This is a genomic window from Pelagibaculum spongiae (assembly GCF_003097315.1).
Lineage (GTDB): Bacteria > Pseudomonadota > Gammaproteobacteria > Enterobacterales > Pelagibaculaceae > Pelagibaculum > Pelagibaculum spongiae.
The window spans coordinates 605,190-629,729 of sequence record NZ_QDDL01000002.1 but is presented as its reverse complement, the minus strand read 5'-3'; the positions used below and the strand labels follow the sequence as shown (position 1 = coordinate 629,729).

The following is a 24,540-nucleotide window of genomic DNA, read 5'->3' as shown; positions in this document are numbered from 1 at the left end:
TTGAAGACTACAACGTTGATAGGCAGGGTGTGTAAGCACTGTAAGGTGTTGAGCTAACCTGTACTAATTGCCCGTGAGGCTTGACCATATAACACCCAAGCAGTTTGCTGGTTGTTTGCGAGTAATCGATAGATTACAAAATGATTAAAGTAAGCTTACAAAACCGAATTAAGTCGTGATTGTTGAATCGATATAACGAAAGTTAATCAATCCATTCAGCAACTTCATGCGCAGTTTGCTTGGCGGCAATAGCGAGTGGGAACCACCTGAATCCATCCCGAACTCAGAAGTGAAACCACTTAGCGCCGATGGTAGTGTGGGGCTTCCCCATGTGAGAGTAGGTCACCGCCAAGCGCCAAATAGAAAATCCCGAGTCAGAAATGATTCGGGATTTTTTTTAACCGATATCTATTTATGATCGGTTAAAGCCAATTTAAGCCATAAGGGTTGATAGCGAATTATTCGAGTCAGCCAGTTATGCATAGTTTGTCCGGCAGCCATAGCGAACGGGTACCACCTGAATCCATCTCGAACTCAGAAGTGAAACCGTTTAGCGCCGATGGTAGTGTGGGGCTTCCCCATGTGAGAGTAGGTCACTGCCGGACGCCAATTTGAAAACCCGATTGCTTAACTGCAATCGGGTTTTTTTATGTCTGTAGGAAATGAATAAAACAAAAAAATATTGGCCAGGTAACCACTGTAATCCCCGAATGTCGTCGCTCGGGCCTACAGCTGCTCGGTAACGACCCACGATGCCAAGCATTTAATTTCGGGTGAATTTTAGATAGGTTGACACCGAGCGTTAGCGAGCTGCAACTTGACCATGCTGCAATTAATGCCAAAGGCCAGATTGAATTGCGGTTAATTCCAAAGATTGGGATTGAGCCGCTGCCATTAATTGTTTACGTGTATTGATCCTTAATCAGAGATACCGAAAATAAGGCTAAACAGGCATAATGTTGTGAGACGTAGTTGAATTAACAAGCTGATCTTAAAAAATTATGAAACCCTTTTTCTCATCATTGATTGCTGTTGTTGTTTTATTGGTGCTGGCGTTGTGGCTTTTTCCCAGCGAGCCAGCTCGTAATATTCCACCACCTTGGCAAATTGAAACCACTGAAAATAACTCGATTCGTGTGATGGGAATTACCTTGCGACAAACTCGTTTGCAGCAAGTGGTCGATTTATATGGTGAACCACCTGCAGTTAGTTTGTTTGAAGATACAGATGGTTCTCGTCAACTGGAGGCTTTCTTCCAGACGCTGGATCTAAATGGTTTGCGAGCACGAATGGTTTTAGTACTTTTGGCCGATGATCTAACGCTGCAGCAGTTATATGATCGGGGTGCTCGAATTCAAAATGTTGAGTCGGGCGGTAAGCGGATTAGCTTGAATAAGACCGACTTAGCTTTGGCATTTCAGTTACCGGTTCGTGCGATTAGTTATTTGCCAAAAACCGATTTACCAGAAGATATTTTAGAGCAACGCTTTGGCCAGCCGGCTGAAAAACGCCCAGTAATGGCACATCCCGATGCTGAGGTTGGCTCAGAAAAAGCTAAAGAACAGCAGTCGGTTGAATGGATTTATCCAAAGAAACAGTTGCAAATAACGGTCAGTGATTCAGCGCGTGAAGTGCTGCATTATGGTCGCTAGCAATGGCTCTAAACACTAGATAAACAAGCGAGAAATATTTTAGAATCGCAAAAAAACCGCCTTTCTCTATTTATTGAGAGGGCGGTTTTTTTATGGAGTGCTCGATAGATTTCTGATCTAAATCGTCGACATCTTCGTCAAGTAAGATCCGGCTGGCTTCGCCCTCTAAGTCATCAAACTGCCCGGACTTAGCGCTCCAGATAAATACCAGCAACATCACTGCACCGATAATTAGCATTAAAGGAATCAGCGTATAGATCACATCCATAGCGGCTTACCCTTGAGTAGTTAGCGCGAGCTTTTTGCGAAAAATCTGCATTTGCTCTTGGTAACCACAATGATTAAGAAACTGCTGAGCATCTTCAGAAGAAGCCAAAATACAAATTTCTTTGGCTTTAGCTTCTAGCGCATTTTGCTCCATTTGTTCTAATAAGAAGCGACCAACACCTCTTTTTCGCGTGACTTCTCGTACCGTGATGACACTGATTTCTACGGTGCCTTGGTTGACTGGGCCCATGATAGCGGCAGCTAAATAGCGACCATTAAACATTGCTACCCAAATTTTACTGCCCTGAACAATTGCATCGCGCCAAAAGCTCTGGATATCGGGTTCTTCCGGAAAGATTTTGCTTAGCTGATCTTCGGTAAACGGATCCAGTTCTGTAAGGGGAAAGGCGCTTAATCGCATATAACCTGCTCAAGTAATGAAAACACACGGATCGTCGCTTGATCATAAAAGATCGGCAAAATGCCAATCTTTATGGGTGATCAGGGGCGCGCATCCAATAACAGATCCCGCATTTGCGTAGGATCCTTTAACTCAGTCAGTTCACCGTCGCGAGGGTTCAATACATCAGTCAGACGGGATAACCAGAAACGCAAAGCTGCTGCCCGTTGCATGGCAGGTAATGCTTGTTTCTCAGCTTCCGACAAGCTGCGCTGAGATTGATAACCCTCCAGCAAAGCTTCTAGCTTATCGCGATTGAAACTGGTCAAACTGTCTCGGCACCAATCCAGTGCAGTGATCGCAATATCAAACACTAGCACATCGTCACAAGCGAAGAAGAAATCCAACATGCCGGATAATTCATCGCCATCAAAAAGAGCGTTGTCGCGGAATAAATCACCATGAACAACGCCCCGCGGCAAACTTTGCCAGTCGATGGCTTGTTGAAAAACCAGCTCATCTTTTAACAGCTGCTGGTCTTTCTCTGGCAGGGCAGACATCATTTCGCCGGCTGCCTGCATTCGCCAGCTATGACCCATTTCATTATCTCGATGATCAGGATAATCAGCGCATAGCAAGTGCATTTTTGCCAACTCTGCACCAATGATTCGACAATGGCTGAACAGGGTTTTTTCTAGTACTTCACCTGGCAGGCGGACTGCTAACTGAGCGGGCTTGCCGTGTTTTTCACTGAAGCAGGCGAATAAACTGCCATCGGCTCTTTTTAACGGCCAGCCACAGCGTAAACCACCCGCATGTAAAAAGTTGGTCAGATTGAGGAAATAAGGCAGTTCTTCTGCTTCGGTTTGTTCAAAAATAGTCAGAACAAACTCACCCTGGTCGGTGGTGACAAAATAATTGGTATTCACCACACCTGCACTGATTCCACGGTAGCGAACCAGCTGGCCTACTTGATAGCTGTCGAGAAAGGCCTGTAATTCATCTCGATCAATAGTGGTGTACACCGACATTCAGTAAAACTCCCTGATCTTCTATCAGAACTGTAAGGTCACCAAAAAACTTGAGTCTTATGGCCTGTTACCATCGAAATAATACCCAGGTTGGTGGCGCACTAGGTGGCCCCAAATCGATTCCCCGACGTTGAAAGTTACCTTCGCCATTTGGGTCAATCAGAAAGTAAGGCTTGCCAATGCTCGGCACCACCTTGATCAGATAGAGTCGGCCATTAATCCGGTACTCGTAAGCTGTTTTGTCGTCATTGGTGCTGATGGTGATTTCCGGTTCTGGCAGATTACCCGGTGCCACAGACGGTTGTGAGAGAGGACTGTTTAGATCATCAGCAGCGAATACTATTGAACTGCTAAGCAGCAAGCCTGCCAAGGCTGCAAGATTTTTCATTTTTCTGTCCTGCTAATTGGCTTGTCATCGATTATAACCAGCCAAAGCAGGTGCTTGAAAATAAAAGCGGAGTTTTCTGCAAATTAGTTACTTTTGAATGATCTATCAATAAACTTTGTTGGCTTAAAATGTTGAGTTGATAGAACGAATTTAGCGCAAAAAAAAGGGCAAACTGAAACGTCAGATTACCCTTGGTTTTGTATCATCATGTGAAAGAAAATCTGGGGGATTTCCAATCAAAATATGAGATGCGCAACCCCGGCGATTACCGGCAAGGTCACCAGCGTTCTTAATATAAAAATCACAAATAACTCACCCAGCGTTACTGGAATCTTGCTGCCTAATAACAACGCCCCTACTTCTGATAAATAAATCAGCTGGGTGAGCGATAAAGCAGCAATGACAAAGCGAGTCATTTCACTTTCAATCGATGAAGCAAGAATCGCCGGTACAAACATATCGGCGAAGCCAACGACCATGGTGGTTGATGCTTGCTGAGCTTCTGGAATCTGTAATAACTCCAGTAATGGCAAGAAAGGCATGCCTAGCCAGTTAAATATGGGGGTATGTTCGGCGATCACCAAAGCTACGGTGCCGATTGCCATAATCACTGGTAATACGCCAAATACCATATCAACGGCATTTTTTATCCCATCAACAAATACTTGGCTCGGATTTTTAACTTCTGCTGCACGCTGCAGTGCTTTTTCCAGACCCCAGCTAAAGCTACTTTTGCCCGCTGGAATTAAATCATGTTCAGCAGTACGTTGGCTGCCATCAAAGAATAAGTCTTTCTTGCGTGATAGCGGAGGCAGTTTGGGAACAATAAAGGCTGCTACAACACCAGCCAAACAGACTGTGGCGTAGAAAGGCAAAAACAAATGCTCTAGCCCGACTTCGGCAATCACCACCAGTGAAAAAGTAATTGAAACTGCCGAGAAGGTAGTGCCGATCACCGCCGCTTCGCGTTGGGTATAGAACTTGGTTTCGTACTGTTTGCTGGTCATTAAGATGCCAACACTGCCATCACCCAACCAGCTAGCCATGCAATCGATGGCTGAACGACCTGGCAAATTAAACAAAGGCCGCATCACTTTGGTTGCCATGGCACCGAGTAATTCTAGTAAGCCGAAGTTCATTAATAGTGGCAATAACAAACCAGCAAAAATAAATACTGCAAACAAGGTTGGTAGTAAATCGTTAAGAACTAATCCGCCAGTGGCACCGGAGCGTAATATTTCTGGGCCAAGGCCAAAATAGGTTAAGGCAACAAAAATAGCGCCACACACCCGAACTGCTAACCAGCCTTTGCTTGGGCTGAATAGATCGCGTAAAAATTCAGATCCAGCAATTTTTTTTGGTTTGAATAAAGTTGCAGCAGCACTGACCAGCGCAGTAAAGATAACCACAGCTGAAATAATACCAGTAATGCTATCGCCTAATAGCACTTTTAACTGCTTGGCTAATAAGGCAACCGGAATAGTAATTTCGCCATTAAAGCTAACAGGCGTAACAAATAGGGTCAGACCAATTAATGAAGGGATTAGAAAAGCCAACCAATTCAATGGCGAGGTTGATGATTTAATATCACAGGTCTGAGGCTGCATTTGTATTGCCCTGATAAAAACTAAACGAAAATCTCAAGCGCATAATTATGCTTTAAATTGAATAGTCATGGTAGGCAGAGCGAGCTGATCATTAGGTTTCTTGATTTGACTCATATGGAAAAGTTTAAGAGAGAAGCTATACCGAGTTGTCAGTTATATGCTCTTTGACTTGCCTTTCTACAGTATCAAGGTGTGCAATTAGCATTGATGGCGTCGAGTCTGATCGTCTTAGAGAAGTTAGAGAACTTGGAGGGGTTATGTCTGGATTCGTGTCTGTGGATTCTTCAGCTATTTCACTCAGTAATCGTTTTCTTTTAGAGGGCTGTAAAGAGTTCTGGGTTAAGTTAGGAGCGCTATGAGTACGAAGAAATTCATTATGAGAATGGAATGTTGGCAATCGTCCGGACTGCGACAACTCAATAGTGCTATTTGCTGCAGATTCATCAAGAGTATTTTCAGATGCAGATACTGAATTATTTAAAGCGCTAACTTGAAAAACGACCAAATTAGAAAGCGTTAGATTGATATTGCTTGAACTGTTGCTCGAGTTTTGTCTGGAAAAATCCCTTATAAGCATTTGCTGAGAAGAAGATCTTGAAATATTTAAGTCAGTAGTTGTGGTATTAGAGCTATCGCTAGAGTTTTGTCTGGAAGTCATTCCTATCTTTTGCACAATAACTTCTTGCAGCTCATGTTCACCAGAATGGCTTGTAGTATTTAAGCGAGGTAAATGGTGGGATTCTCTCCACGAATCTTGTATATTTTTTAATACTGGCAGAAGGCATTTACTACCTCTTCTTAGAAGTGTTGCTACAGGTCTACCTAGTTGCCAACTACCAAAAATAGCGGTTGAGCTAATTAATTCTGCTACAAGAACGGCGACAACAGGGTCTACATCTTTTGAGGTTAAATCTCTAATGATTGCTGCTGGGCCAAAGGCCGCCAAGCCGACACAAGCGGGAGCCAAAGCAAGCGAATAGCCGATTAAATTTGAGATGCCATAACCAGATAAAAATTGTTTTTTGATTTCAACGCAAGAAAATTGTGGATGGCTTCTGAATTGAGAGTGTTCTGTGATATTTTTCTTTTGTATTAAAATACGTAATGTTTGAAAAATGCGTCCAAGCGCAAAAACTGACGTTGCTGCAATAAAAATATTAGTAGAGAAGAATAGAATATCTTGTTGAATACTTGCATCTATTTCAAACGCTTCTTGGCCGATAGCCGAGCCAGAAGCTAAGTCAAAACCAGAACCAGATCCCGATCCAGATCCCGAAGCGACATCTGCTTGAAGCAGTAGATAAATAGATAAATAACGACTGAGTACTCGAGAAGGTATGTGAATAAGAAGAGGTAGTTCTCTGGCAATTTGTTTTGAGATAAAGTGTGAATTATTCGAATTATTAGGTTCAATTTGAAAATGAGACTCGTTGGGTGCAGCTAAAGCGGCCCGAGAGAACAAACCTCTTGCGAAATGAAATGTAAGGACAAATAAAATATTAAAAACATTCATCCAATCGCCCTGTTTGTTATTTCTTAGGCCCAATAATAGTACTCCGACTAAACCATAGGCAGTAAAACCAAACAGCAGCGGTAATGCTATAAAATCCCAAAGTAATCTTAGAAATGTTTTAAATTTCCCTGCGTTTGGGTTCCCCCAACCTCTGTAGCTTCTAGATCGTTGAAGTGAATGGGGCCTATTTGATTTTTTTCGCTTAGAAAAAGGCATTGAGCAGTTAACTTTAGTGGCTTGCATTGTATATAGTTCAAACTATCAGTTACTGCTGATATGGCTCTCGCAAACTTTGCCTGTACAATACGAACAATACCCAGCCTATAGGTCTGCCCGATGAGCCAAGCGCCTCTGATCCTGGTCGATGGATCTTCTTATTTATACCGAGCTTTTCACGCCAGTTTTAAGGCCGATTTACGCACTAAAGATGGCCGCCCAACCGGCGCGATTCGCGTAATGACCAACATGCTGCGCAAGCTGCCAAAGCAATATCCGGGCAGTACCGTAGTCGTGGTGTTTGATGCCAAGGGTAAAACCTTCCGCCATGAGATGTTTGTCGAATATAAGGCGACTCGTAAGGCGATGCCGGATGATTTGCGACCACAGGTTGAGCCAATTCACCAGATTGTTAAAGCCATGGGCATGCCGCTGTTAATGGTTGGCGGTGTTGAAGCTGATGACGTTATCGGCACGCTGGCTACTCAGGCAACTGAGAAAAAAATCGATGTGGTGATTTCCACTGGCGATAAAGATATCGCTCAGTTGGTATCGGAACATGTCACTTTGATCGACACCATGAAAGACGAAAAGCTCGATTTGGATGGTGTTCAGCAAAAGTATGGCTTTGGCGCAGATTTGATCATCGACTATCTGGCATTGATGGGCGACTCGAGCGATAACATTCCTGGCATGCCAGGCGTCGGTGAAAAAACCGCAGTGGCTTTGTTGCAAGGCATCGGCTCGATTAAACAAATTGCCGAGCGCCTCGAAGAAATTCCCGCTTTGAAATTCCGTGGCAGTAAAACTTTTCCGGCCAAGTTTGCGCAGCATAAAGAAGTGGTCGAGCTGTCTTATCAGTTAGCGACCATTAAAACCGATGTTGAACTGGAACAGTCGATTGACCAGTTAGAAATGCAACCGGTTGATGGTGATAAGCTAGTCGAAATCTTTACTGAATTTGAATTGCGTGGCCTGATAGATGAGCTAGAAAGACAAGGTTCGGTCAATGCCGGTGCGAGCGCCGCTATTAATAATGCAGCGACTGCGCCAGCAGCAGAAAAAGTTGAAACTGATTATCAAACCATCCTCAGTGAAGATCAGCTCAAGCAATGGGTCGAGCAATTAAAAGCGGCCGATATTTTTGCTTTTGATACCGAAACCACCGCGCTGGATTATATGAAAGCCAAGGTGGTGGGTGTTTCTTTTGCGGTTGAAGCAGGAAAAGCAGCCTATTTGCCATTTGGCCACGATTATATAGATGCGCCTGAGCAGCTTTCAGAAGATTTGGTATGGCAGTATTTAAAGCCATTGCTTGAATCTGACCAGCATAAAAAAGTCGGCCAGCATATTAAGTACGATGCCCATGTTTTAAGAAATCATAATATTGATTTAAAAGGTATTGCCCACGACACCATGCTGCAGGCCTATGTGCTCGATAGCAATGGCCGTCACGACATGAATACCTTGGCCGATAAATATCTTGATCGGCAAACGGTTAAATTTGAAGAAGTCGCTGGCAAGGGGGTTAAACAAAAAACCTTTAACCAGATTGAATTAGGTGATGATGAAAACCCGGCAGCGGCTTTTTATGCCGCAGAAGATGCCGATATTACGCTTCAATTACACCAGCACTTAATGGCTGAACTGGAAAAAATTCCAACACTGCTCGATGTTTATACCAATATAGAAATGCCATTAGTGCGCATTTTAGAAGGTATGGAGTACCGGGGTGTATTAATTGATAGCGAACGATTAGCTAGCCAAACTATCGAATTAAAAAAGCGAATTGATGAGCTGGAAAAACAAGCTTATGAATTAGCCGGTGAAGAATTTAATCTCGCTTCGCCAAAACAATTGCAAGTGATTTTATTTGAAAAAAATCAACTGCCGATTATTAAGAAAACCCCAAAAGGTCAACCATCTACTGCAGAAGAAGTGTTAGAAGAATTAGCCCATGAACATGAATTACCACGGCTAATTTTAGAGCACCGTTCTTTAAGTAAGTTGGTTTCTACCTACACCGATAAATTGCCTAAATTGGTACAGGAAAAAACCGGTCGAGTACATACTAGTTATCATCAGGCCGTAACAGTGACCGGGCGTTTATCTTCTTCCGATCCGAATTTGCAGAATATTCCTATTCGTAATGCGGAAGGCCGCAAGGTACGTCAGGCATTTCGTGCCGAGCCAGGTTATGTGGTGGTTGCGGCGGACTATTCGCAAGTTGAATTGCGGATTATGGCCCATCTTTCTGGCGATGAAGGCTTATTAAATGCTTTTGCTGCTGGTGAAGATATCCACAAAGCGACTGCGGCAGAAGTGTTTGGCGTAATGCCAATGGAAGTGACTGATGACATGCGGCGTAACGCTAAAGCGGTTAACTTCGGTTTAATTTATGGCATGTCGGCATTTGGTTTGGCCAAGCAGTTAGGTATTGCTCGTGGGCTGGCTCAGGAATATATCAATCTTTATTTCGAGCGCTACCCTGGGGTGAAAACCTATATGGAAACCACCCGCCAATATGCTGAAGAACACGGCCATGTAAAAACCCTTTCGGGTCGTCAGTTAAAACTGCCGGGCATTAATGCTAAAAACGCCATGGTGCGCAAAGGTGCCGAGCGAGCCGCAATCAATGCGCCGATGCAGGGCACTGCCGCCGATATCATCAAACTGGCAATGAAAGCGGTTGACCATTGGCTGACTGAATCACAGCTGGATGCAAAAATGCTGATGCAGGTACACGATGAATTGGTATTTGAAGTCGCCGAGTCAGACTTGAAAGCCTTCAGACAAGGTTTAAAGCCAGCGATGGAAAATGCCATGAGCATTGATGTGCCGCTGCTGGTGGAAATTGGCCAGGGCGATAGCTGGGAAGAAGCGCATTAAGTTCTGATTTTGTAGGTTTGATTAGCCGAAGGCGTAATCAGACAGCATTTAACGTTGCGATTTAAAGTGTCTGATTGCGCTGGCGCTTATCAAACCTACAATAAGTTACATTGATTGAATATTTAATAGTTACCGGAAAAAATGGAGCAAGTAGCCGTATGTTTACCAGAATTCGCTTAAAGAATTTTAAAGCCTGGAAAGACTCAGGGGATATACGCTTGGCTCCGGTGACTTTATTGTTAGGAGAAAATTCCAGCGGTAAATCGAGTATTTTGCAAAGTTTGCTTTTAATGAAGCAGACTTTTGAGTCTACCAATCAAGATGTTCATTTGAATTTAGGTGGTGATGATTCAGATTTAGTAGATTTTGGAAGCTTTAAAGGACTAGTTAATCGAGGCTGCTCAGGTAATTGTGAAATTTCACTTTCCATTGGAGAGATCAATGGAGTAGAGCATTTAAACGCGAGTTTTTCTATTACCTCTGATGAGGGGAGGGCAGTTTTAGACAAAGCTGCTTGCAATGGTAGCGAAATGAGAGCTTTTGGTTTTAATGGCTTCGAAATTAAAAATGATATTGCTGGATATACTATTCGAGAAACTGGAACAAATGAAAAAGCTGCAATAGCTCATGATGACTTAAGCCATCTTTTGAAAATATCTACAGAAGCCAAGCGAACTAATGAAATTAACAGTAGATCAGTACTGGCTGCTGTAATTGATACGGATTTTTTCTTAACTATATCTGCGCATGGAATTGTATATCTAAGCGCATATAGAAGTAGATTGAAGAGGTTTTATTATCAAGGGCAAAAAGGATTTCATACTGTCGGGATAAATGGCGAGCATGCGATTCCACTAATAATTTCATCCTTGTCAAATGATAGTGGAACAGATCTCATAGATTTCTTATCTTATTGGCTCAATAAAATGGGGGTGGCAGATAAAATTGAAGCAAGGAACGCTTTTGGATCGTATGAGATTCTTATTCACCGCGATGGCATAGCAGCCAATATTTTAGACGTAGGTATTGGTGTTGCTCAGGTGTTGCCGGTACTGGTTCAAACTTATTTAATGCCAGAAAGAACCACTTTAATTTTTGAAGAACCTGAAATTCATCTGCATCCCAAAGCACAAGCATTGCTGGCTGATTTGTTTTTGGAAGTTAGTAAAGAGCGCAATGTACAGTTCCTGGTTGAAACGCATTCCGAGCATTTATTCCGCCGCCTACAAACCAGGGTTGCTGAGCAAAAAGCCTCTGCTGATGACTGTGCGCTGTATTTTGTCGAGCGCGAAGGTGCCGAGGCTAAATTAAAAGATCTTAAGCTGGATCAGTTTGGTCGTGTCGCTGAATGGCCAAAGAATTTCTTTGGTGATGCGACCGGTGAAGTAAGGTCTCAAGCGATAGAAAGTATGCGCCGCATGAAAGAGCAGCGTAAAAAATGAAACGGCATGTAGTCGATACCAATGTATTGATTGTTGCCAGTGGCGAGCATCCTGCTTCTCCATTTGCTTCAGATAAGCACCCGGTTGAAGATCCTGATCAGGCAGAGAAGGTTTTGCAGTGGCTGTTAAATTTTGCCAATAGTTCTGACCGAGTGCTTCTGGACTTTGATCAGGAAATTTTTAAAGAATATCGCAATAAATTAACAGAACAGGATTATGGCCACAGAGTCATTATCGATAAAATCAGTGCTGGGGAGGTTGATTATATCGATGTTGAATGGATTGATGATCCTTCCCACCCAGACCCGGTTGCCAAATTACCATCTACCTTGCAATCGGTGATACATGATTTAGCTGATACCAAAATGGTTGCGGCATGTATATCTGGAAAAAGCTCAGGGTTGGATAATACCGTAATGAATGCTTGTGATACTGATTGGTATGACTGGGAAATCGAGCTAAAAGCACACGGCGTTATTGTTGAGCAAGTTATAGATGCCTGGTTAAGGGTTAAATGGCAAGCGCACCATGACCGATAATTTCTTCCGATTCCCTTCTACACCACATATTCAATGGCTCGGCCAAAATGAACCGCGCGGTGATAAATTATTAAATTCTTCTCAAATTAAATCTTTATTATCCCATTCGCTTACCATTGAAGAAAAAATTGATGGCGCCAATATCGGGTTTTCTGTGGCAGAAAATGGCCAGTTACAGGCACAAAATCGTGGCGCATGGATCGAGCGAGATGCCGGTGGGCAGTTCAAGCATTTGTGGAAATGGTTGAAGCCCCATGAAGATGATCTGATCGAACTGCTGGGCTCAGAGCTCATATTATTTGGTGAGTGGTGTTATGCCAAACATTCGCTGGCATATGATCACTTGCCTGACTGGTTTATTGGTTTTGATATTTACTGCAAATCTTCTAAAGCGTTTTATTCGGTTGCTCGCCGTAATGAGTTACTTAACTTGTTAGGTTTGGAAGCGATCAGGCCGATTGCCGAAAGACAGTTTTCAATCGACCAGTTAATCGGCATGTTAAATGTATCTTCACAATATGGTGCCAAGCGATTGGAAGGTATTTATCTACGACAAGATAATCGCCAATGGCTTAACCAAAGAGCCAAGTTGGTACGATCTGATTTTACTCAAACGATTGAACAACACTGGTCAAAGCAGCCATTAATGCACAACTGCCTACAATCATTTTCTGACTAGAGCTTAATCTATAAAGGCTTTTTTCAGCTTTCATTTGATGATATTCATTCCCACCTTTTAAAATCCAGCCTGTAAATTAATCAAGACAAAATAAATGAGTTTCATAATCATATAAATGTGGTTTTTTCTAGCCAATGCTTTGGCAACCGCTGGAGCTAGACATCAACGCTATATACGAAATTCGACTTTTCGATACTGACAAAACTATCTAAAGTATTTTTTGTAAATGTCGCTATAAAGACTAGAGCTATTGTAATCGCCGCGTTTTGAATTGTTAACGTCTTGAGTTGTTAAAGGTGAATGTTAAATCTTTGTTAAAAAAAGATGGCAAACATCGAATATGTCTTCACCAACTTAGTCAGGAGTCAAAGTGAAAACTTTGGGATTTAAAACACTGTTGCTGGTATCGGTACTGGCATTGGTAGCCATCTCGGTATGTAGCGTTAGCTATATTTTGTATCAAGCAGAGCGAGATGCCTTAACTGAGCAAATCACCACATCGACCCAACGATTTGTAAAAAATCAGGCCAAACTGATTCAGAACGAAATTGATCGTAATACTGAAACAGTACACAGACTGGCACAGCATTATCGAAATAAAGATATCACTGGCGACTATATCGAAAAAGTAACGGAATTTGCTGCGGCAGCTGCCACCAGTAGTATGACGATTACTTTGAATAATGGTGATTCTTACTGGAACCAGACCGGTGAAGGTTGGGCGAACAATAAATCTGAGAAAAATGAATTAAACAGCCTTTGGTATACCACAGCCCAGAATGCTAATGGTTTGGCGGTAACCACGCCTTATGGCGATGCTAATGGTTATTGGATTAGCATGGTTGAGAAAACTAAAAATGCAGTCATTGCGCTAGATTTTGAAGTGAATACCGTACAAAAAATGGTCGAAAAAGCAGTCAACATGCCAGGTGCGGTCGCCTTGGTTATGGCAGAAGATAGTAGTGCATTGTCTTCTACTTCAGCGAAAGTGAAGCTAGGTGCAAAGCTGAATGACTATCCAGATTTACGCCAGTTGGCACGAGATATTATTGGTAAAGATGAAGTGGCAGAAGATTACCAATTATTTGGTGTCGATAAGTTGGTTTTCTCTAAGAAAATTAAAGTCGGCCAAAGAAATTGGTATTTAATAATCGCACTGGATAAAAAAGTGACCTTCTCTAGGTTGGAAGAAGTAAAAACTGAAGCAATTATTACGGTTATTATTTCAATTTTAGTCAGTACGATTCTGGCATATTTTATTCTGCAATATCTCTATCGTCCAATTATTAGCTTGAAAAAAACCGTGATCGATTTATCTAGCGGTAATGGTGACTTAACTCAGCGATTAGAAGTAAAAACTGACGATGACCTCGGGCAATTAGCAAAAGGCATTAATCAGTTTATTGAAAATCTACAATTGATGATGCTAGAAATTCAAGATGCATCTGATCATTTACAAGAAAATATTGTATCGCTAAAACAGCAAACAGATAACAGTGCCGCTACCTTACAAAGCCATGTAATGGAAACGGAGCAAGTAGTAGCGGCAGTTGAAGAAATGAACGCCACTTCTGAATCGGTTGCTGCCAATGCGGCAGAAGCAGCTACTTTTACTGAAAAAGCCAATCAGACGGGTAAGGCTTCTAGATTGATTATTGATCAGTCGCAGCTAACAGTGACTGCACTAGTGGATGAGGTAGAAAGCGCGACTAAAAATGTTCAGCAAATGAGCGAAGAAACTCAAAGCATTAATAGCGTACTGAGTATGATTGGCGCGATTGCCGAGCAAACGAATCTGCTGGCATTAAATGCTGCGATTGAAGCGGCTCGTGCTGGTGAGCAGGGCCGTGGTTTTGCAGTGGTAGCAGATGAAGTACGAAATTTGGCCAGCCGAACTAAAGCGAGCACTTCAGAAATTGAACAAGCTCTGGAAAAACTGTTACGTGGTAATCAATCGGTAGTTGACGCGATGACCCATACCCGTAATCGTTGCCAAGAGACCGCGGCAGGCACTGTCGATGTTTCAGATAGCTTGGAAAGTATGAATCACCTAGTTTCTGAAATTAATAACCTGAGTACGCAAATTGCCACCGCTGCCGAAGAGCAAAGCAATGTCACCCATGAAGTTAGTCGTAATATGTCGGCAATTAACGGAATTGTTGGCGAGTTAAATGCGACGGGTAGAGAAACAGTTTCACAGACCGAAAATATTGCAGCGGTTAATAATCAGCTGGCGGGGATAGTCCGGAAGTTTAAGTTGGCTTAGAGTTTTATAAATGTAGTCTTAACCTGACAGTTGCCAGCTATGCTGGGCATACTAGGGCGACTGTCGGGTTGATTTTAAGTTGAGTGTTTCGTCCAAGTTATTTTTATTATAAATTACAATCGATTAATCGCGAAAAGTGCAATTAAAACTTTCCTAGGCTACAAACTGACCTGAGTTAGATACGAAATTTGATAAGCTTTTTCGTGTACTCAGAAACATCGTTGTAAAATACTTGTTTACTCTAACAACCCAATGTTGTGATTATAAGTACAGGTTGAAATATTTCTGATTACGAGACATCCGCTTCATTAGTTTGCCGCTTTTTCAATATAAAAAATATCAAATGTTGACACGGGTCAGCTTGAAGGTCAATATGCTGCCTTTGCCGTAACGTGATATACAGTTATTTTATTGTACGGCGTAAACTGTACTCAACTTTACTGACAGCGAATTCTCAATGAAAAACTTTAAAACTATGATTCTTGTTGCATCTGTGGCGACTTTGTTAATGGCTGGTTGTGCGACTAGCGGCTCAGAAAAAATGACTGTGACAGATTATAAAACTCAAGGTCAAGAGTTGATGGCAGTTGAGTTCGCACCGACTAAAATTTCTTCAATCGATGAAGCAAGGCAACCAATTAATGCATTATTCATTAATGCACTTCCGCTATATACGGAATACACCGATAAGGTCTTAGCTGCTCCTGAATATGCTCAGGTGATGAGTAGCTTAGATCTTGAAAACAAGTCAGATGAAGATGCAAAAGCTGCATATGATGCTCTAACTGATGAGCAGCGTGGCGTAGTTAACGAGTTCAATGCTGCAAATGATGATTTGATGAAACGTATTTTTAAGATTTCAATCGATTTATTAGCTCAACAAGCGTTGTTTAATGAATTGGATACTGGTTCTTTACTTAAAGAAGTAAAGTTCTCAGAAATGATGGATGTTAAAGATCAGTTATCATTAACTAAAGATCAACTAGGGTTTGTTTCAGAAACCGCAGGAAAAATCAATAAAAATTATCAAGTTATCGAGTCGCTTAAAGTTGCTCAGTAACAGTATGTTTTTTTATTTTAAGGCTTAAGATATTTTTCTTAAGCCTTTTTTATTGGAAGAATAGAAATGAAAAAAATACTCATTACTTTAGCAATATCAATACTTTTTACAGGTTGTGTAGCTAAAAACCCCCTGAAAATAAATTCTGAAGCAGATTTGAGCGCTAATAGTCAAATTGAAAAAGTTGACAAGGATGCGCTATTACATCAAGACAATATAAAACTTCCAGATAATTATGATGTTAAATCATTCTCTCGGGTACGCGTTGCCGCATACCTAGATAAACTCGATTGGGAAAAAGACGCAAGAAAAACCAATTTAGACAAAGGTATTATTGCCAAGCTGTTAGAAAATGAGCTGGCGCGTACCAAGCGATTTGATGTGCTAAGCAGAAATTTTGCTTCTGGAGATTTTGAAGCGGCCTTTCAGATAGACAATACGGTTGAAGCAGGCGCTATAAAGCAGGGTGAAAAGTTAAATCCTGATTTTATCCTAGAAGCCTCAGTTTCTCTGGGTACTGTAGTAAAAGAAAAATTTGATCATTATGAAATTATTTTCCGTAGTTTGGTAACCACTAAACTGATTGATCCGAATACCAATCAGATTATTGAATCGTTTGAGCCGATTCGCTTTAACCTTCCCGCTAAAAATTTCTTCATGATTGAAGATAAATTTATGGGTGGATTCAATCTGAACAAACAAAATGAGCTTCAGGAAGCATATAAAGAAGCTGCGCAAAAAAGCATCCAAGTTTTAGTTAACCGTGTGATGAATTACTACCCAACAGGTGGTCGCCTCACCAACATGCGTGGAAATCGCTTTGGTATTGATGCTGGTATTAACCAAGGGTTTGCAAGTAAATCAGGTGTGATTCTTTTCTTGAGTGATGATGGATTGGATATTCCAATTGCTTCTGCAGAAGTTACTCCAGCACGTAATTCTGGTTCTGGCACCATTATGACCTGGCTAACTGATGATCCAGAAGTCGTTAAGATTAAGAAAAAGATGGAATCTCTGGGCAAGGAATATCTGAAGCGAAATAAAGTTTACGCTGTTTCTGTTGGTATGCCTGAAGACTGGAAATTATAAAAATGTCAGCATGTAATATTTTTAAGAATACGATTATATTTTTGAGTCTTTTTTTTAGTCTCAATTGTTTATCTGCACCAATGGATGATGTTTTTGACCTGCTAGATAGTGGTGGTGGGCTTAGGGTCGGTGTTAGTGATTCTGATGGATATTACATGCTGGCGCTTTCGTTGAATGACAGTCGGTCTGAAACAAGGGCTTCTGAATTGGCTCGACTTGATTGCATTCGACAACTTAATGAAATGGTAAATGGAGTTACCATTTCAGGCAGTAGTTCAATGCTAAGCGAGTACATTACTGAAGAATCATCTGATTCCAGTACTGGAGAGAAGTACAAAAAATCATTCTCTAAATCTAGTTTCATCGATGTAGTTGAAACTAAATTTTCCGGAAAAATTAGTGCCGCACAAGTTTTAAAGCAAGGCGAATATGACGGTCAGCAGTTTATTGCCATGCTGATTACAGAAAAAAACATTCAACTGTTAAATAAAATGAAAGCGAGTACTGCAGATTTTTCAGAAGATTCTGGCGAAGCACCTACTTTTTCTAATGAGACTAAACCGGTAGAAGCTAAAGGATTAAGCAGCCTTAAAATTGGTGAGAGTAAAGCTAGAGAACAAGCGCTACAGAATGCTTTAAGGAATGCAGTACAGCAAGTTCAGGGGGTTATTCTGGAAGGAAAGTCGGGTACTTTTGGTGAGGCGCTGAATACAGCACTTTCAACTAAGACCCGAGGCTATGTTTCTAGCTATCAAATTGAGGATGAAGACATAGAGCGTGGTAGTTACTATGTACTGATTTCTGCCAGTGTTTCGGCAGGTAAATTAGAGCGTGATCTACAGTTTTATCTGAATATATTTTCTGACCCAGTATTCACCATTACCTCGAATGACCTAGCTGAATCTGCGTGGGTTGCTGATGAGTTAGAACGACTTGGCTTTAATATTAGTCAAGGGACAAAATCTGCTACACACACCTTTATTGTTAACAAAACGCAAACTGAAGTGATAGATCACCTCGATCGTATAGCCATAGAAACCAAGCTGTATGTTCAACTAAAGGATCTTGAGACAGGTGAAGTTTTATCCACAATTACCAATGCACCTAGAAAAACACGCTTTTCTGTTGAGCCTATTTCTAGAGCTAAAAAAGTTTCATCAAGAGCGGCTTATAAGCAAATAAATAAAAAACTTGGTGCTGAATTAATACAAGTGTTATCGCAGCGGGCAGAAAGTGGTCAGCTTTTTGATATTGAAATTGTTAATGCTCGACGAACCGATTGGAAAATTTTTAAGCATGTTCTGGAGAATGCCACTACAGGTTCTGTAGAAAGTTGGCTATGGGATAAAGGCACTAGAACGATCACACTAAAATACCGATATGGTGGAAAGTTAAGTACGGCGTTAGATGAAGGGCTTTCTCAGCTGTATACAACTTTTAAAACTCAAGGGAAAGGACGTCGCCCCACTGCTCTGAATATTGGTGGAAGTAAAGCTACTTTTGAAATGGTGACAAAATGAAAAAAATTATAAAAGTTTTGTTTGTTGCATTTTCTGTAATCTTTCCTTCGTTGCTGATGGCGAGTAATACTTCAGTTGCAGCTCATGCGTTGGCTGATTTTAATAAGCTTTCTAGCGAAATTGAATTGAATTCTGGTTCAGTTATTGTTGAAAAAAACCAGTTTGTCTTTTTCGTTACAGAACAAATGTGCTTGGTTAAAAAGAAGTTTTCGGGAACGAAAGAATCAAAAGTTGCATACGAAAAAATTATTGAAAATGCTGCAAGCTATTTTACTGATAAAAAAATTACTAATAACAAAATCAAGAGTGCGTACAAAGGCAGGTTAGCCGAAGACATTACATATAGTGTCGCTCGGTTGAAAAATGCAGCAATTGGAAAAATGATGGCTGATGCTTATAGAATCATCGATAGAGATATCGGTGGTTGTACTAGGCGCGTGGTAGTCGCTTTTTCTAAGGAAAAAATTAAACCTGAAATTGTAAACGAAAAATTATCTATCGATGAAGAATCGGCACTTATCTATGTATTTTCAAAAGCCAATGAATCAAATGATTATCAACGATTGAGAGACTATTTTTCAGCGCTTGATCTGACCCAATTAGCAATATCATTTTCTGCACAAGATAGCCAAACGAAGCAAAATTTTTATTATCCAATTATTTTCAATTGGTTAAATGATGCTTTTAAAATTTCAACAGATTTAGAGCGTTGTAAGCGAATTCAAGATGATGTGGCGAGTTATCGATATCCGATGTTAATTAGGTTTACAGCACCTTCTTTCTGTAACTCTGTGTATCCACGAGAAGAAGATCTTCAGAATTATTTATCGGAAAATATATCGCTTGGTATGTTTGATAGTGTTTTAAGTGAGAGCGATCAATTTTCAGTAGTAAATTCAGTTCTCGATAACTCTGGATTTGTATTATTTCACCATCGTGTTGGAGTTTCTGAAGATATAGAAAAACTTAATGCTGATGCTTTTGATATGTACAGTAAGGGTGTTGATCCTAAGAGAATAACATCTTTGATGATTCGTTCTTTAAACATTCAACCGAACCAGCCTCATGTATGGCGAAAGCTCGGGTCTATTTTTCTGGCGTATAAGCTGAACGGTGCAGCACAAGCTGGTTTCTCTCAAGCATTGTTGTTAGAGCCAGAAAATATTGATAATTGGATAAATCTATCCAGAGTAATCAAGCGGTTCGGTGATACAGATCGGGCAGATAGAATAATTTCTATTGCTAGGAAGTTGAAGAATACATTTACTATTTCAGATTGGGGGATGCAGCAAATCAAAAAATAATTTTTGCTTCTCTTTTCTTTACATATAAAGGTTTATTTTTATGTTTAATATAAAGTTATCAAAAACAATACTTGCACTATCTTTAATATTTTCATGTGCGGTATCTGCACAAGATTTCGTTCCAGCTGATAGTGGTACTATCGATCAAGTTGCAGTTGTTGATTCAGCGACTGCAGCGATTAATGAATCAGTAAAAGCACCATATACCCAGGAGCAACCAACTGATTTCGTTAGTGCTGAAGACCAGCTTAATGAATACTTGTCATCCAAGAATTGGCGAGAAGGATGGGATGATAAAAAGAAACGAATGTTTGTGGTTTATAGTGAAAGCTTTGATGTAGAAGATCCATCATACGATACTGATTTTATTGCAAAGAGAAGCTTATTTTCAACCATGGCTTCTATGGGTGCTAAGGCTAAAGTTATTGAATTCATGCGGACTGAAATGTCTGCAACTGACCAGATGACCGCACCTGGTACAGATGTCCATGAAGCGTTGAATGCAAAATATAATAAGCTGCAAAATAAAATTGCCAAACAGCAAGAAAAAATGGTGAAACTGCTAAGCCAAGTAGATGAAGCCGAAGCAAAAAAACTGGAAGGAGTGACTTGGGGGCAGCTCTCAAAGACTGCTATGTCTGCGATTATTAAAAAACTAGATGATTCTTTTGACCAAGGTTTAATAGAAGAAAAAAATAGAAAATCTTATGATAAAGCGTTGGAACGCTATCAGTCAGCAAGTGGTGACTTGGATTCGTTACAGCAGCAGGCACAAGCTATTGCTGGCGAAGTTAAGCTGGAGAGTAACAGTAAAGTATCTGCACTGGCTAAAGCACCGCTACTCGGCGCAACTATTTTAGCACAAGCTGAATCATGGGATGCTGAGGAAGAAGAATATCAGTTAGCAGTTTTAGTGGTTTGGAGCGAAAAGCTAGAAAAAGCTGCTCAAAATATCTTATTAGGTAAAGTTGTAAAAACTAAATCTAAAAAAGGTAGAACAATTAATGAATGGTCTAAAACACAAGATTTATCGACCATGGTTGGTTCTCGACAATTTCGCGATAAAGACGGTGTGCGTTGGTTTATTGGTGCCTACGGCACATTACTTGAAGGTTCTTCTTCAGCCAAGCGTAAGGCTAAAGGTATTGCCGATATAATGGCGCGTAAAGAAGTGGCGGTATCGTTGTTTGCTGATTTAGAAACACATAAGCAAGCTACCATTGCAATGCAAACTCGAGGCACCGAATTAGGTGGTAAAGACTCTACAACTGTGGCTTCCAGTTTTGCTGAAAAAACCCGTCAATCGATTGAAAATCGACAAATTAGTGGTATGAGTAAATTATTGAGCCGTAAAGTTAAGCACCCAGTTTCCGGTCAAAATTTATATGTAGTGTTATACGCAATTTCCTCAGATAGCGCTGTAAGTGCATTACAAGCGGAAGCGAGAAATTATAGTAATGCAGTAATAGCTACGAGAGTGAATGAAGGGCGGCGGCAGGTTAAAGCAAAAAATGAAGCAAATTTGAAAGCTGCTGAAAGCCAACCATTAGTAATTTCTTCGAATGTGCCTGCGAAATCTGTAGAAGTTAATACGGTAAAAAAATCAACTAAGCCGGCAAGTAAAAAACAACAGTCATCGGGAAAAGCAACGGTTAGCACCAGTGTTTTTGCAGCGCCTGAATTAGATGACGATGATTTTTAATCTCTGATGTTATAAATACTTTTTTAACCCAAAGACGCCCTGAATAATCAGGGCGTCTTTATTTGAGACGATATTGAAAGAAAAATTATCTCAATACCTATCCCAATGTCTACCCCAATAAATCTGCAAAAGAATAAAATTCAACCATATCGCCTTTAGCAACAGTGCTATCGACCGGTACGACAGCTAAACCATCGGCCCAGCAAGCTGATGACAACATGCCTGAGCTTTGGTTTGGATAACTCTCAATACCTTTTTCACCGATGCGTGCGCGTAAATATTCTTGGCGCTTGCCGGCTTTTAGCCATTCAAAGTCTGCAATCATTTTACGTGCCGCTGGCGGTTTAACATTTTCGCCAGACAGTTTGCGTAAATAACTGGTGCCCAATACGCAGAAAGTCACCAGCACTGCAGCCGGGTTGCCCGGTAAGCCAAGGAATGGTGTGCCGTTAATTTCACCGAAGCTTAATGGCTTGCCCGGTTTAATACACAGTTTCCACATATCCAATCGGCCGAGTTGTTCGACTACTGCTTTTACGTGATCTTCTTCACCGACCGATACGCCGCCAGAAGTAATTACTACGTCAGCCGTTTTTGCAGCAGCAGAGAAAGCTTCAATAGTTGCTTGGCGATCGTCAGGAACTACGCCGCAATCGATATAATCCATGCCTAATCGCTGGATTAACCCCATTAAGGTGTAGCGATTGGAATTGTAAATTTTTCCGGCGGCTAAAGCGGTTCCCGGCTCAACCAGTTCATCACCCGTGGAGATCACGGCAATTTTCAGTTTGCGGAATACTTCAACTTGAGAAACACCCAGCGAGGCTAAAAAGCCCAATTCTTGTCCGCGAAGTCGTTGCCCGGCTTCTAGTGCCAAAGCGCCTGGCTGAATGTCCTGTCCGGCAGGACGAACATTTTGACCGGGACGAATGTCTGCAGGCAGAGTCACCAGACCTTCGGTAGCAACACACTGCTCTTGCATCACCACGGCATTTGCGCCGAGAGGTACAGGTGCGCCAGTGAAAATACGTGCGGCAGTACCTGGCTTTAATTGCTTAGGTGCATGCCCCGCTGGAATACGCTGACTAATCGGCAAGGTTGCAGCTGCTGACCCTGTGTCTTCGGTATTCAGAGCATAGCCGTCCATTGCACTGTTATCGGCTGGTGGAACAGCGATCGGTGAATGAATCGTTTTGGCTAATACCCGATCCAATGCTTGAGACAAAGGAATAGATTCTGTGTCGGTCACAGGTTTGGCGGCACACAGCAATAATTCCAGTGCCTTGGCAACTGGCATTAATCCGCCGGGCTTTTCAAAGCGGCTGCAATCACAATCACCGCCGCCAGCAGTTTCATTGGCTGATTTTGAGGTTGAATCTAACCGCGGCTCTGACATTTCATTGCTTCCTGGTTATCAAACAATTTCAGCTGAGGAACGAAATTACATGGCTTGTGACGACTGTCTAATTGCTCTTTTAGAATTTTTGTCCAGCCCAAGCGGCAGGCACCAGTAGAACCTGGCATACAAAAAATCACCGAGCCGTTAGCAAATCCAGCTACCGAGCGAGACTGAATAGTTGAGCTGCCGATATCGTCGTAAGACAGCTGGCGGAATAATTCACCAAAACCCTGAATTTCGCTATCGAATAATGGGCGCATTGCCTGTGGCGTATTGTCGCGAGCAGTAAAGCCGGTGCCACCGGTCATTAATACAACCTGAACATTTTCATCGGCAATCCAGGCAGATACCTTGGCACGTAGCTGGTAAACGTCATCTTGTATGATCGCTCGATCCACCAATTTATGGCCGGCTTCTTGCAGCTGATCGACCAGATACTGGCCAGAGGTGTCGTTTTCCAAAGTACGGGTATCGCTAACGGTTAAAACTGCAATGTGCAGTGGAACCAGATCGTCAAATCTAACGTGGGCCATATTTTTCTCCAGTAATAACGTTCGACATGGTGTCGATACGCCATAAAGTGACAGCAAATGCTATAGCAAACCTTGTTGGCTGGGAAAGCCTTCGCCCGGCCATTCAGGTAATGCAGCTAACTGCGGCAATCGTTGTTGCAGCAGCTTATGAAATTCCCGGCACATCTGAGGTGCCAGTCGGTTATCTGGGGTGTGCAAAAAGATATAGGGCTGACGACCTTGAGTTATCCACAAGGCGAATTTGTCGGCCCATTGTTCTAGCCACGGCAGATTTTGTTGCGGTGTGAGTAAGCCGATCAAACGCACCATTGGGCGTTTGGCAATCGCTCTGGGTTTCACCGGTAACCGGGGCTTTTTAGCAAAGGCATCAGCGATTAACAGATCTGCTTTTGCTAGTTCAGCGGGCATGCTGAACAAGGCCCGGCTGTCGAAGCATACTCGATCAATACCCCGAGAGCTCAGTGTCTGATCAAGAAGATGCGAATCATTAGTATTAGTAAAAAAGCGCAAATGGCGTACCTCCACAGCATAGCGAAAAGATTTGGGAAGTCGGTCAAGGTAACCTGCTAACAGGTCGATCTGTTGTGGAGAAAAGCCCGGCGGTAGCTGAATCAGAAAACTGCCTAACCGATCTTCAATCGTGCCCATGACATCGAGAAACTGCTCGGTTTCTCTTTGGCTACCGGCCAACATCAGATGGTGGGTAATCTGCTGTGGAAATTTAAAACAAAACTGAAAACCGGTAGGGGTGAGATCGGCCCAGCCTTTCACCCGTTCTTTAGTCGGCGTGGCATAAAAGGTGGTATTGCCTTCGACTGAATTAAATGCTCGGCTGTATTCGTACAACATTTTTTGTTGATGGATGCCGGGGCTGCACAGGCTGCCATCCCATTGACTGTGTTGCCACATCGGACAACCAGAAAAATAGCATTGGTCGGATGGATTAAGTAAACCGCTGTTTTGTGAGATTTCTATCATTGCCCGCTATGGTTCTTAACTAATTTTTACAGGGAGTGGGATAGCTTGAATCGCGTTTTAACTGTC

20 protein-coding genes and 3 rRNA genes are annotated in these 24,540 nt (G+C 41.9%); 14 read left to right on the top strand and 9 right to left on the bottom strand.

Annotation, left to right across the window (positions count from 1 at the left end; translation table 11 throughout):
• From DC094_RS08810 to DC094_RS08795, 4 genes are all read left to right on the top strand, one after another.
• Positions 1 to 88 (top strand): 23S ribosomal RNA (locus tag DC094_RS08810); the annotation flags it as partial.
• Positions 89 to 238: 150 nt separating this feature from the next.
• Positions 239 to 354 (top strand): 5S ribosomal RNA (rrf, locus tag DC094_RS08805).
• Between the two features lie 135 nt (positions 355 to 489).
• Positions 490 to 605: ribosomal RNA gene (gene rrf, locus DC094_RS08800) — 5S ribosomal RNA — on the top strand.
• Between the two features lie 396 nt (positions 606 to 1,001).
• Entirely contained in the window at positions 1,002 to 1,652 is a 651-nt protein-coding gene (locus DC094_RS08795) for a hypothetical protein (protein WP_116686738.1), read from the top strand.
• A 70-nt stretch (positions 1,653 to 1,722) separates the two neighbouring features.
• On the opposite strand, the gene ccoS is transcribed toward DC094_RS08795, so the two are convergent.
• The 6 genes from ccoS to DC094_RS08765 form a co-directional block, all read right to left on the bottom strand.
• A complete protein-coding gene (gene ccoS, locus DC094_RS08790) occupies positions 1,723 to 1,920 on the bottom strand; it encodes a cbb3-type cytochrome oxidase assembly protein CcoS (RefSeq protein WP_116686737.1) in 198 nt (65 codons plus the stop codon).
• Positions 1,921 to 1,926: 6 nt separating this feature from the next.
• Positions 1,927 to 2,340 carry an aspartate 1-decarboxylase autocleavage activator PanM gene (panM, locus tag DC094_RS08785; RefSeq protein WP_116686736.1) on the bottom strand — a complete coding sequence of 138 codons (414 nt, stop codon included), beginning with the start codon at positions 2,338 to 2,340 and terminating at the stop codon, positions 1,927 to 1,929.
• An 80-nt stretch (positions 2,341 to 2,420) separates the two neighbouring features.
• Positions 2,421 to 3,350 carry a homoserine kinase gene (locus tag DC094_RS08780; protein ID WP_116686735.1) on the bottom strand — a complete coding sequence of 310 codons (930 nt, stop codon included), beginning with the start codon at positions 3,348 to 3,350 and terminating at the stop codon, positions 2,421 to 2,423.
• Positions 3,351 to 3,417: 67 nt separating this feature from the next.
• Complete coding sequence (locus DC094_RS08775) at positions 3,418 to 3,738, bottom strand: DUF2782 domain-containing protein (protein ID WP_116686734.1); 321 nt, start codon at positions 3,736 to 3,738, stop codon at positions 3,418 to 3,420.
• A 236-nt stretch (positions 3,739 to 3,974) separates the two neighbouring features.
• Positions 3,975 to 5,345: a YjiH family protein gene (locus tag DC094_RS08770; RefSeq protein ID WP_116686733.1), complete on the bottom strand. Its 1,371-nt coding sequence runs from the start codon at positions 5,343 to 5,345 to the stop codon at positions 3,975 to 3,977.
• 136 nt (positions 5,346 to 5,481) lie between these two features.
• Positions 5,482 to 7,101 (bottom strand): hypothetical protein, encoded by a 1,620-nt coding sequence (locus DC094_RS08765; protein ID WP_116686732.1) that lies wholly within the window; start codon positions 7,099 to 7,101, stop codon positions 5,482 to 5,484.
• A 93-nt stretch (positions 7,102 to 7,194) separates the two neighbouring features.
• On the opposite strand from DC094_RS08765, the gene polA reads away from it, so the two are divergent.
• The 10 genes from polA to DC094_RS08715 all read left to right on the top strand — a co-directional run bounded on the left by polA (position 7,195) and on the right by DC094_RS08715 (position 21,564).
• Positions 7,195 to 9,963, top strand: coding sequence for a DNA polymerase I (gene polA, locus DC094_RS08760; RefSeq protein ID WP_116686731.1), 2,769 nt, complete (start codon positions 7,195 to 7,197; stop codon positions 9,961 to 9,963).
• 158 nt (positions 9,964 to 10,121) lie between these two features.
• Positions 10,122 to 11,405 carry a DUF3696 domain-containing protein gene (locus DC094_RS08755; protein ID WP_116686730.1) on the top strand — a complete coding sequence of 428 codons (1,284 nt, stop codon included), beginning with the start codon at positions 10,122 to 10,124 and terminating at the stop codon, positions 11,403 to 11,405.
• The gene (locus DC094_RS08750) at positions 11,402 to 11,944 is read left to right on the top strand and encodes a hypothetical protein (RefSeq protein ID WP_116686729.1); all 543 of its coding nucleotides are present in this window, start codon (positions 11,402 to 11,404) and stop codon (positions 11,942 to 11,944) included. The genes DC094_RS08755 and DC094_RS08750 overlap by 4 nt, the downstream gene beginning before the upstream one ends.
• A complete protein-coding gene (locus tag DC094_RS08745) occupies positions 11,934 to 12,623 on the top strand; it encodes an RNA ligase family protein (RefSeq protein ID WP_116686728.1) in 690 nt (229 codons plus the stop codon). Before DC094_RS08750 ends, DC094_RS08745 begins: the two co-directional genes overlap by 11 nt.
• 370 nt (positions 12,624 to 12,993) lie before the next feature.
• Positions 12,994 to 14,889: a methyl-accepting chemotaxis protein gene (locus tag DC094_RS08740; protein ID WP_206605606.1), complete on the top strand. Its 1,896-nt coding sequence runs from the start codon at positions 12,994 to 12,996 to the stop codon at positions 14,887 to 14,889.
• Between the two features lie 457 nt (positions 14,890 to 15,346).
• Positions 15,347 to 15,949, top strand: coding sequence for a hypothetical protein (locus DC094_RS08735; RefSeq protein WP_116686727.1), 603 nt, complete (start codon positions 15,347 to 15,349; stop codon positions 15,947 to 15,949).
• A gap of 66 nt (positions 15,950 to 16,015) precedes the next feature.
• Positions 16,016 to 17,038 (top strand): penicillin-binding protein activator LpoB, encoded by a 1,023-nt coding sequence (locus DC094_RS08730; protein WP_116686726.1) that lies wholly within the window; start codon positions 16,016 to 16,018, stop codon positions 17,036 to 17,038.
• 80 nt (positions 17,039 to 17,118) lie between these two features.
• A complete protein-coding gene (locus DC094_RS08725; protein ID WP_158527271.1) occupies positions 17,119 to 18,558 on the top strand; it encodes an LPP20 family lipoprotein in 1,440 nt (479 codons plus the stop codon).
• Complete coding sequence (locus DC094_RS08720) at positions 18,555 to 19,862, top strand: tetratricopeptide repeat protein (protein ID WP_116686724.1); 1,308 nt, start codon at positions 18,555 to 18,557, stop codon at positions 19,860 to 19,862. The genes DC094_RS08725 and DC094_RS08720 overlap by 4 nt, the downstream gene beginning before the upstream one ends.
• 40 nt (positions 19,863 to 19,902) lie before the next feature.
• Complete coding sequence (locus DC094_RS08715; protein WP_116686723.1) at positions 19,903 to 21,564, top strand: hypothetical protein; 1,662 nt, start codon at positions 19,903 to 19,905, stop codon at positions 21,562 to 21,564.
• Positions 21,565 to 21,673: 109 nt separating this feature from the next.
• On the opposite strand, the gene DC094_RS08710 is transcribed toward DC094_RS08715, so the two are convergent.
• From DC094_RS08710 to DC094_RS08700, 3 genes are read right to left on the bottom strand one after another with little or no spacing between them, the layout of a single operon-like run.
• Positions 21,674 to 22,960 carry a molybdopterin molybdotransferase MoeA gene (locus DC094_RS08710; RefSeq protein ID WP_116686722.1) on the bottom strand — a complete coding sequence of 429 codons (1,287 nt, stop codon included), beginning with the start codon at positions 22,958 to 22,960 and terminating at the stop codon, positions 21,674 to 21,676.
• Positions 22,942 to 23,496, bottom strand: a complete 555-nt coding sequence (gene moaB, locus DC094_RS08705; RefSeq protein ID WP_116686721.1) for a molybdenum cofactor biosynthesis protein B — start codon at positions 23,494 to 23,496, stop codon at positions 22,942 to 22,944. The genes DC094_RS08710 and moaB overlap by 19 nt, the downstream gene beginning before the upstream one ends.
• A 60-nt stretch (positions 23,497 to 23,556) precedes the next feature.
• Entirely contained in the window at positions 23,557 to 24,405 is an 849-nt protein-coding gene (locus DC094_RS08700; protein WP_158527270.1) for a DUF72 domain-containing protein, read from the bottom strand.
• Positions 24,406 to 24,540 lie beyond the last annotated feature (135 nt).

Coding starts and splice junctions, on each gene's coding strand:
- DC094_RS08795 (WP_116686738.1), top strand. CDS start 1,002: ATGAAACCCTTTTTCTCATCATTGATTGCTGTTGTTGTTTTATTGGTG.
- ccoS (WP_116686737.1), bottom strand. CDS start 1,920: ATGGATGTGATCTATACGCTGATTCCTTTAATGCTAATTATCGGTGCA.
- panM (WP_116686736.1), bottom strand. CDS start 2,340: ATGCGATTAAGCGCCTTTCCCCTTACAGAACTGGATCCGTTTACCGAA.
- DC094_RS08780 (WP_116686735.1), bottom strand. CDS start 3,350: ATGTCGGTGTACACCACTATTGATCGAGATGAATTACAGGCCTTTCTC.
- DC094_RS08775 (WP_116686734.1), bottom strand. CDS start 3,738: ATGAAAAATCTTGCAGCCTTGGCAGGCTTGCTGCTTAGCAGTTCAATA.
- DC094_RS08770 (WP_116686733.1), bottom strand. CDS start 5,345: ATGCAGCCTCAGACCTGTGATATTAAATCATCAACCTCGCCATTGAAT.
- DC094_RS08765 (WP_116686732.1), bottom strand. CDS start 7,101: ATGCAAGCCACTAAAGTTAACTGCTCAATGCCTTTTTCTAAGCGAAAA.
- polA (WP_116686731.1), top strand. CDS start 7,195: ATGAGCCAAGCGCCTCTGATCCTGGTCGATGGATCTTCTTATTTATAC.
- DC094_RS08755 (WP_116686730.1), top strand. CDS start 10,122: ATGTTTACCAGAATTCGCTTAAAGAATTTTAAAGCCTGGAAAGACTCA.
- DC094_RS08750 (WP_116686729.1), top strand. CDS start 11,402: ATGAAACGGCATGTAGTCGATACCAATGTATTGATTGTTGCCAGTGGC.
- DC094_RS08745 (WP_116686728.1), top strand. CDS start 11,934: ATGACCGATAATTTCTTCCGATTCCCTTCTACACCACATATTCAATGG.
- DC094_RS08735 (WP_116686727.1), top strand. CDS start 15,347: ATGAAAAACTTTAAAACTATGATTCTTGTTGCATCTGTGGCGACTTTG.
- DC094_RS08730 (WP_116686726.1), top strand. CDS start 16,016: ATGAAAAAAATACTCATTACTTTAGCAATATCAATACTTTTTACAGGT.
- DC094_RS08725 (WP_158527271.1), top strand. CDS start 17,119: ATGGATGATGTTTTTGACCTGCTAGATAGTGGTGGTGGGCTTAGGGTC.
- DC094_RS08720 (WP_116686724.1), top strand. CDS start 18,555: ATGAAAAAAATTATAAAAGTTTTGTTTGTTGCATTTTCTGTAATCTTT.
- DC094_RS08715 (WP_116686723.1), top strand. CDS start 19,903: ATGTTTAATATAAAGTTATCAAAAACAATACTTGCACTATCTTTAATA.
- DC094_RS08710 (WP_116686722.1), bottom strand. CDS start 22,960: ATGTCAGAGCCGCGGTTAGATTCAACCTCAAAATCAGCCAATGAAACT.
- moaB (WP_116686721.1), bottom strand. CDS start 23,496: ATGGCCCACGTTAGATTTGACGATCTGGTTCCACTGCACATTGCAGTT.
- DC094_RS08700 (WP_158527270.1), bottom strand. CDS start 24,405: ATGTGGCAACACAGTCAATGGGATGGCAGCCTGTGCAGCCCCGGCATC.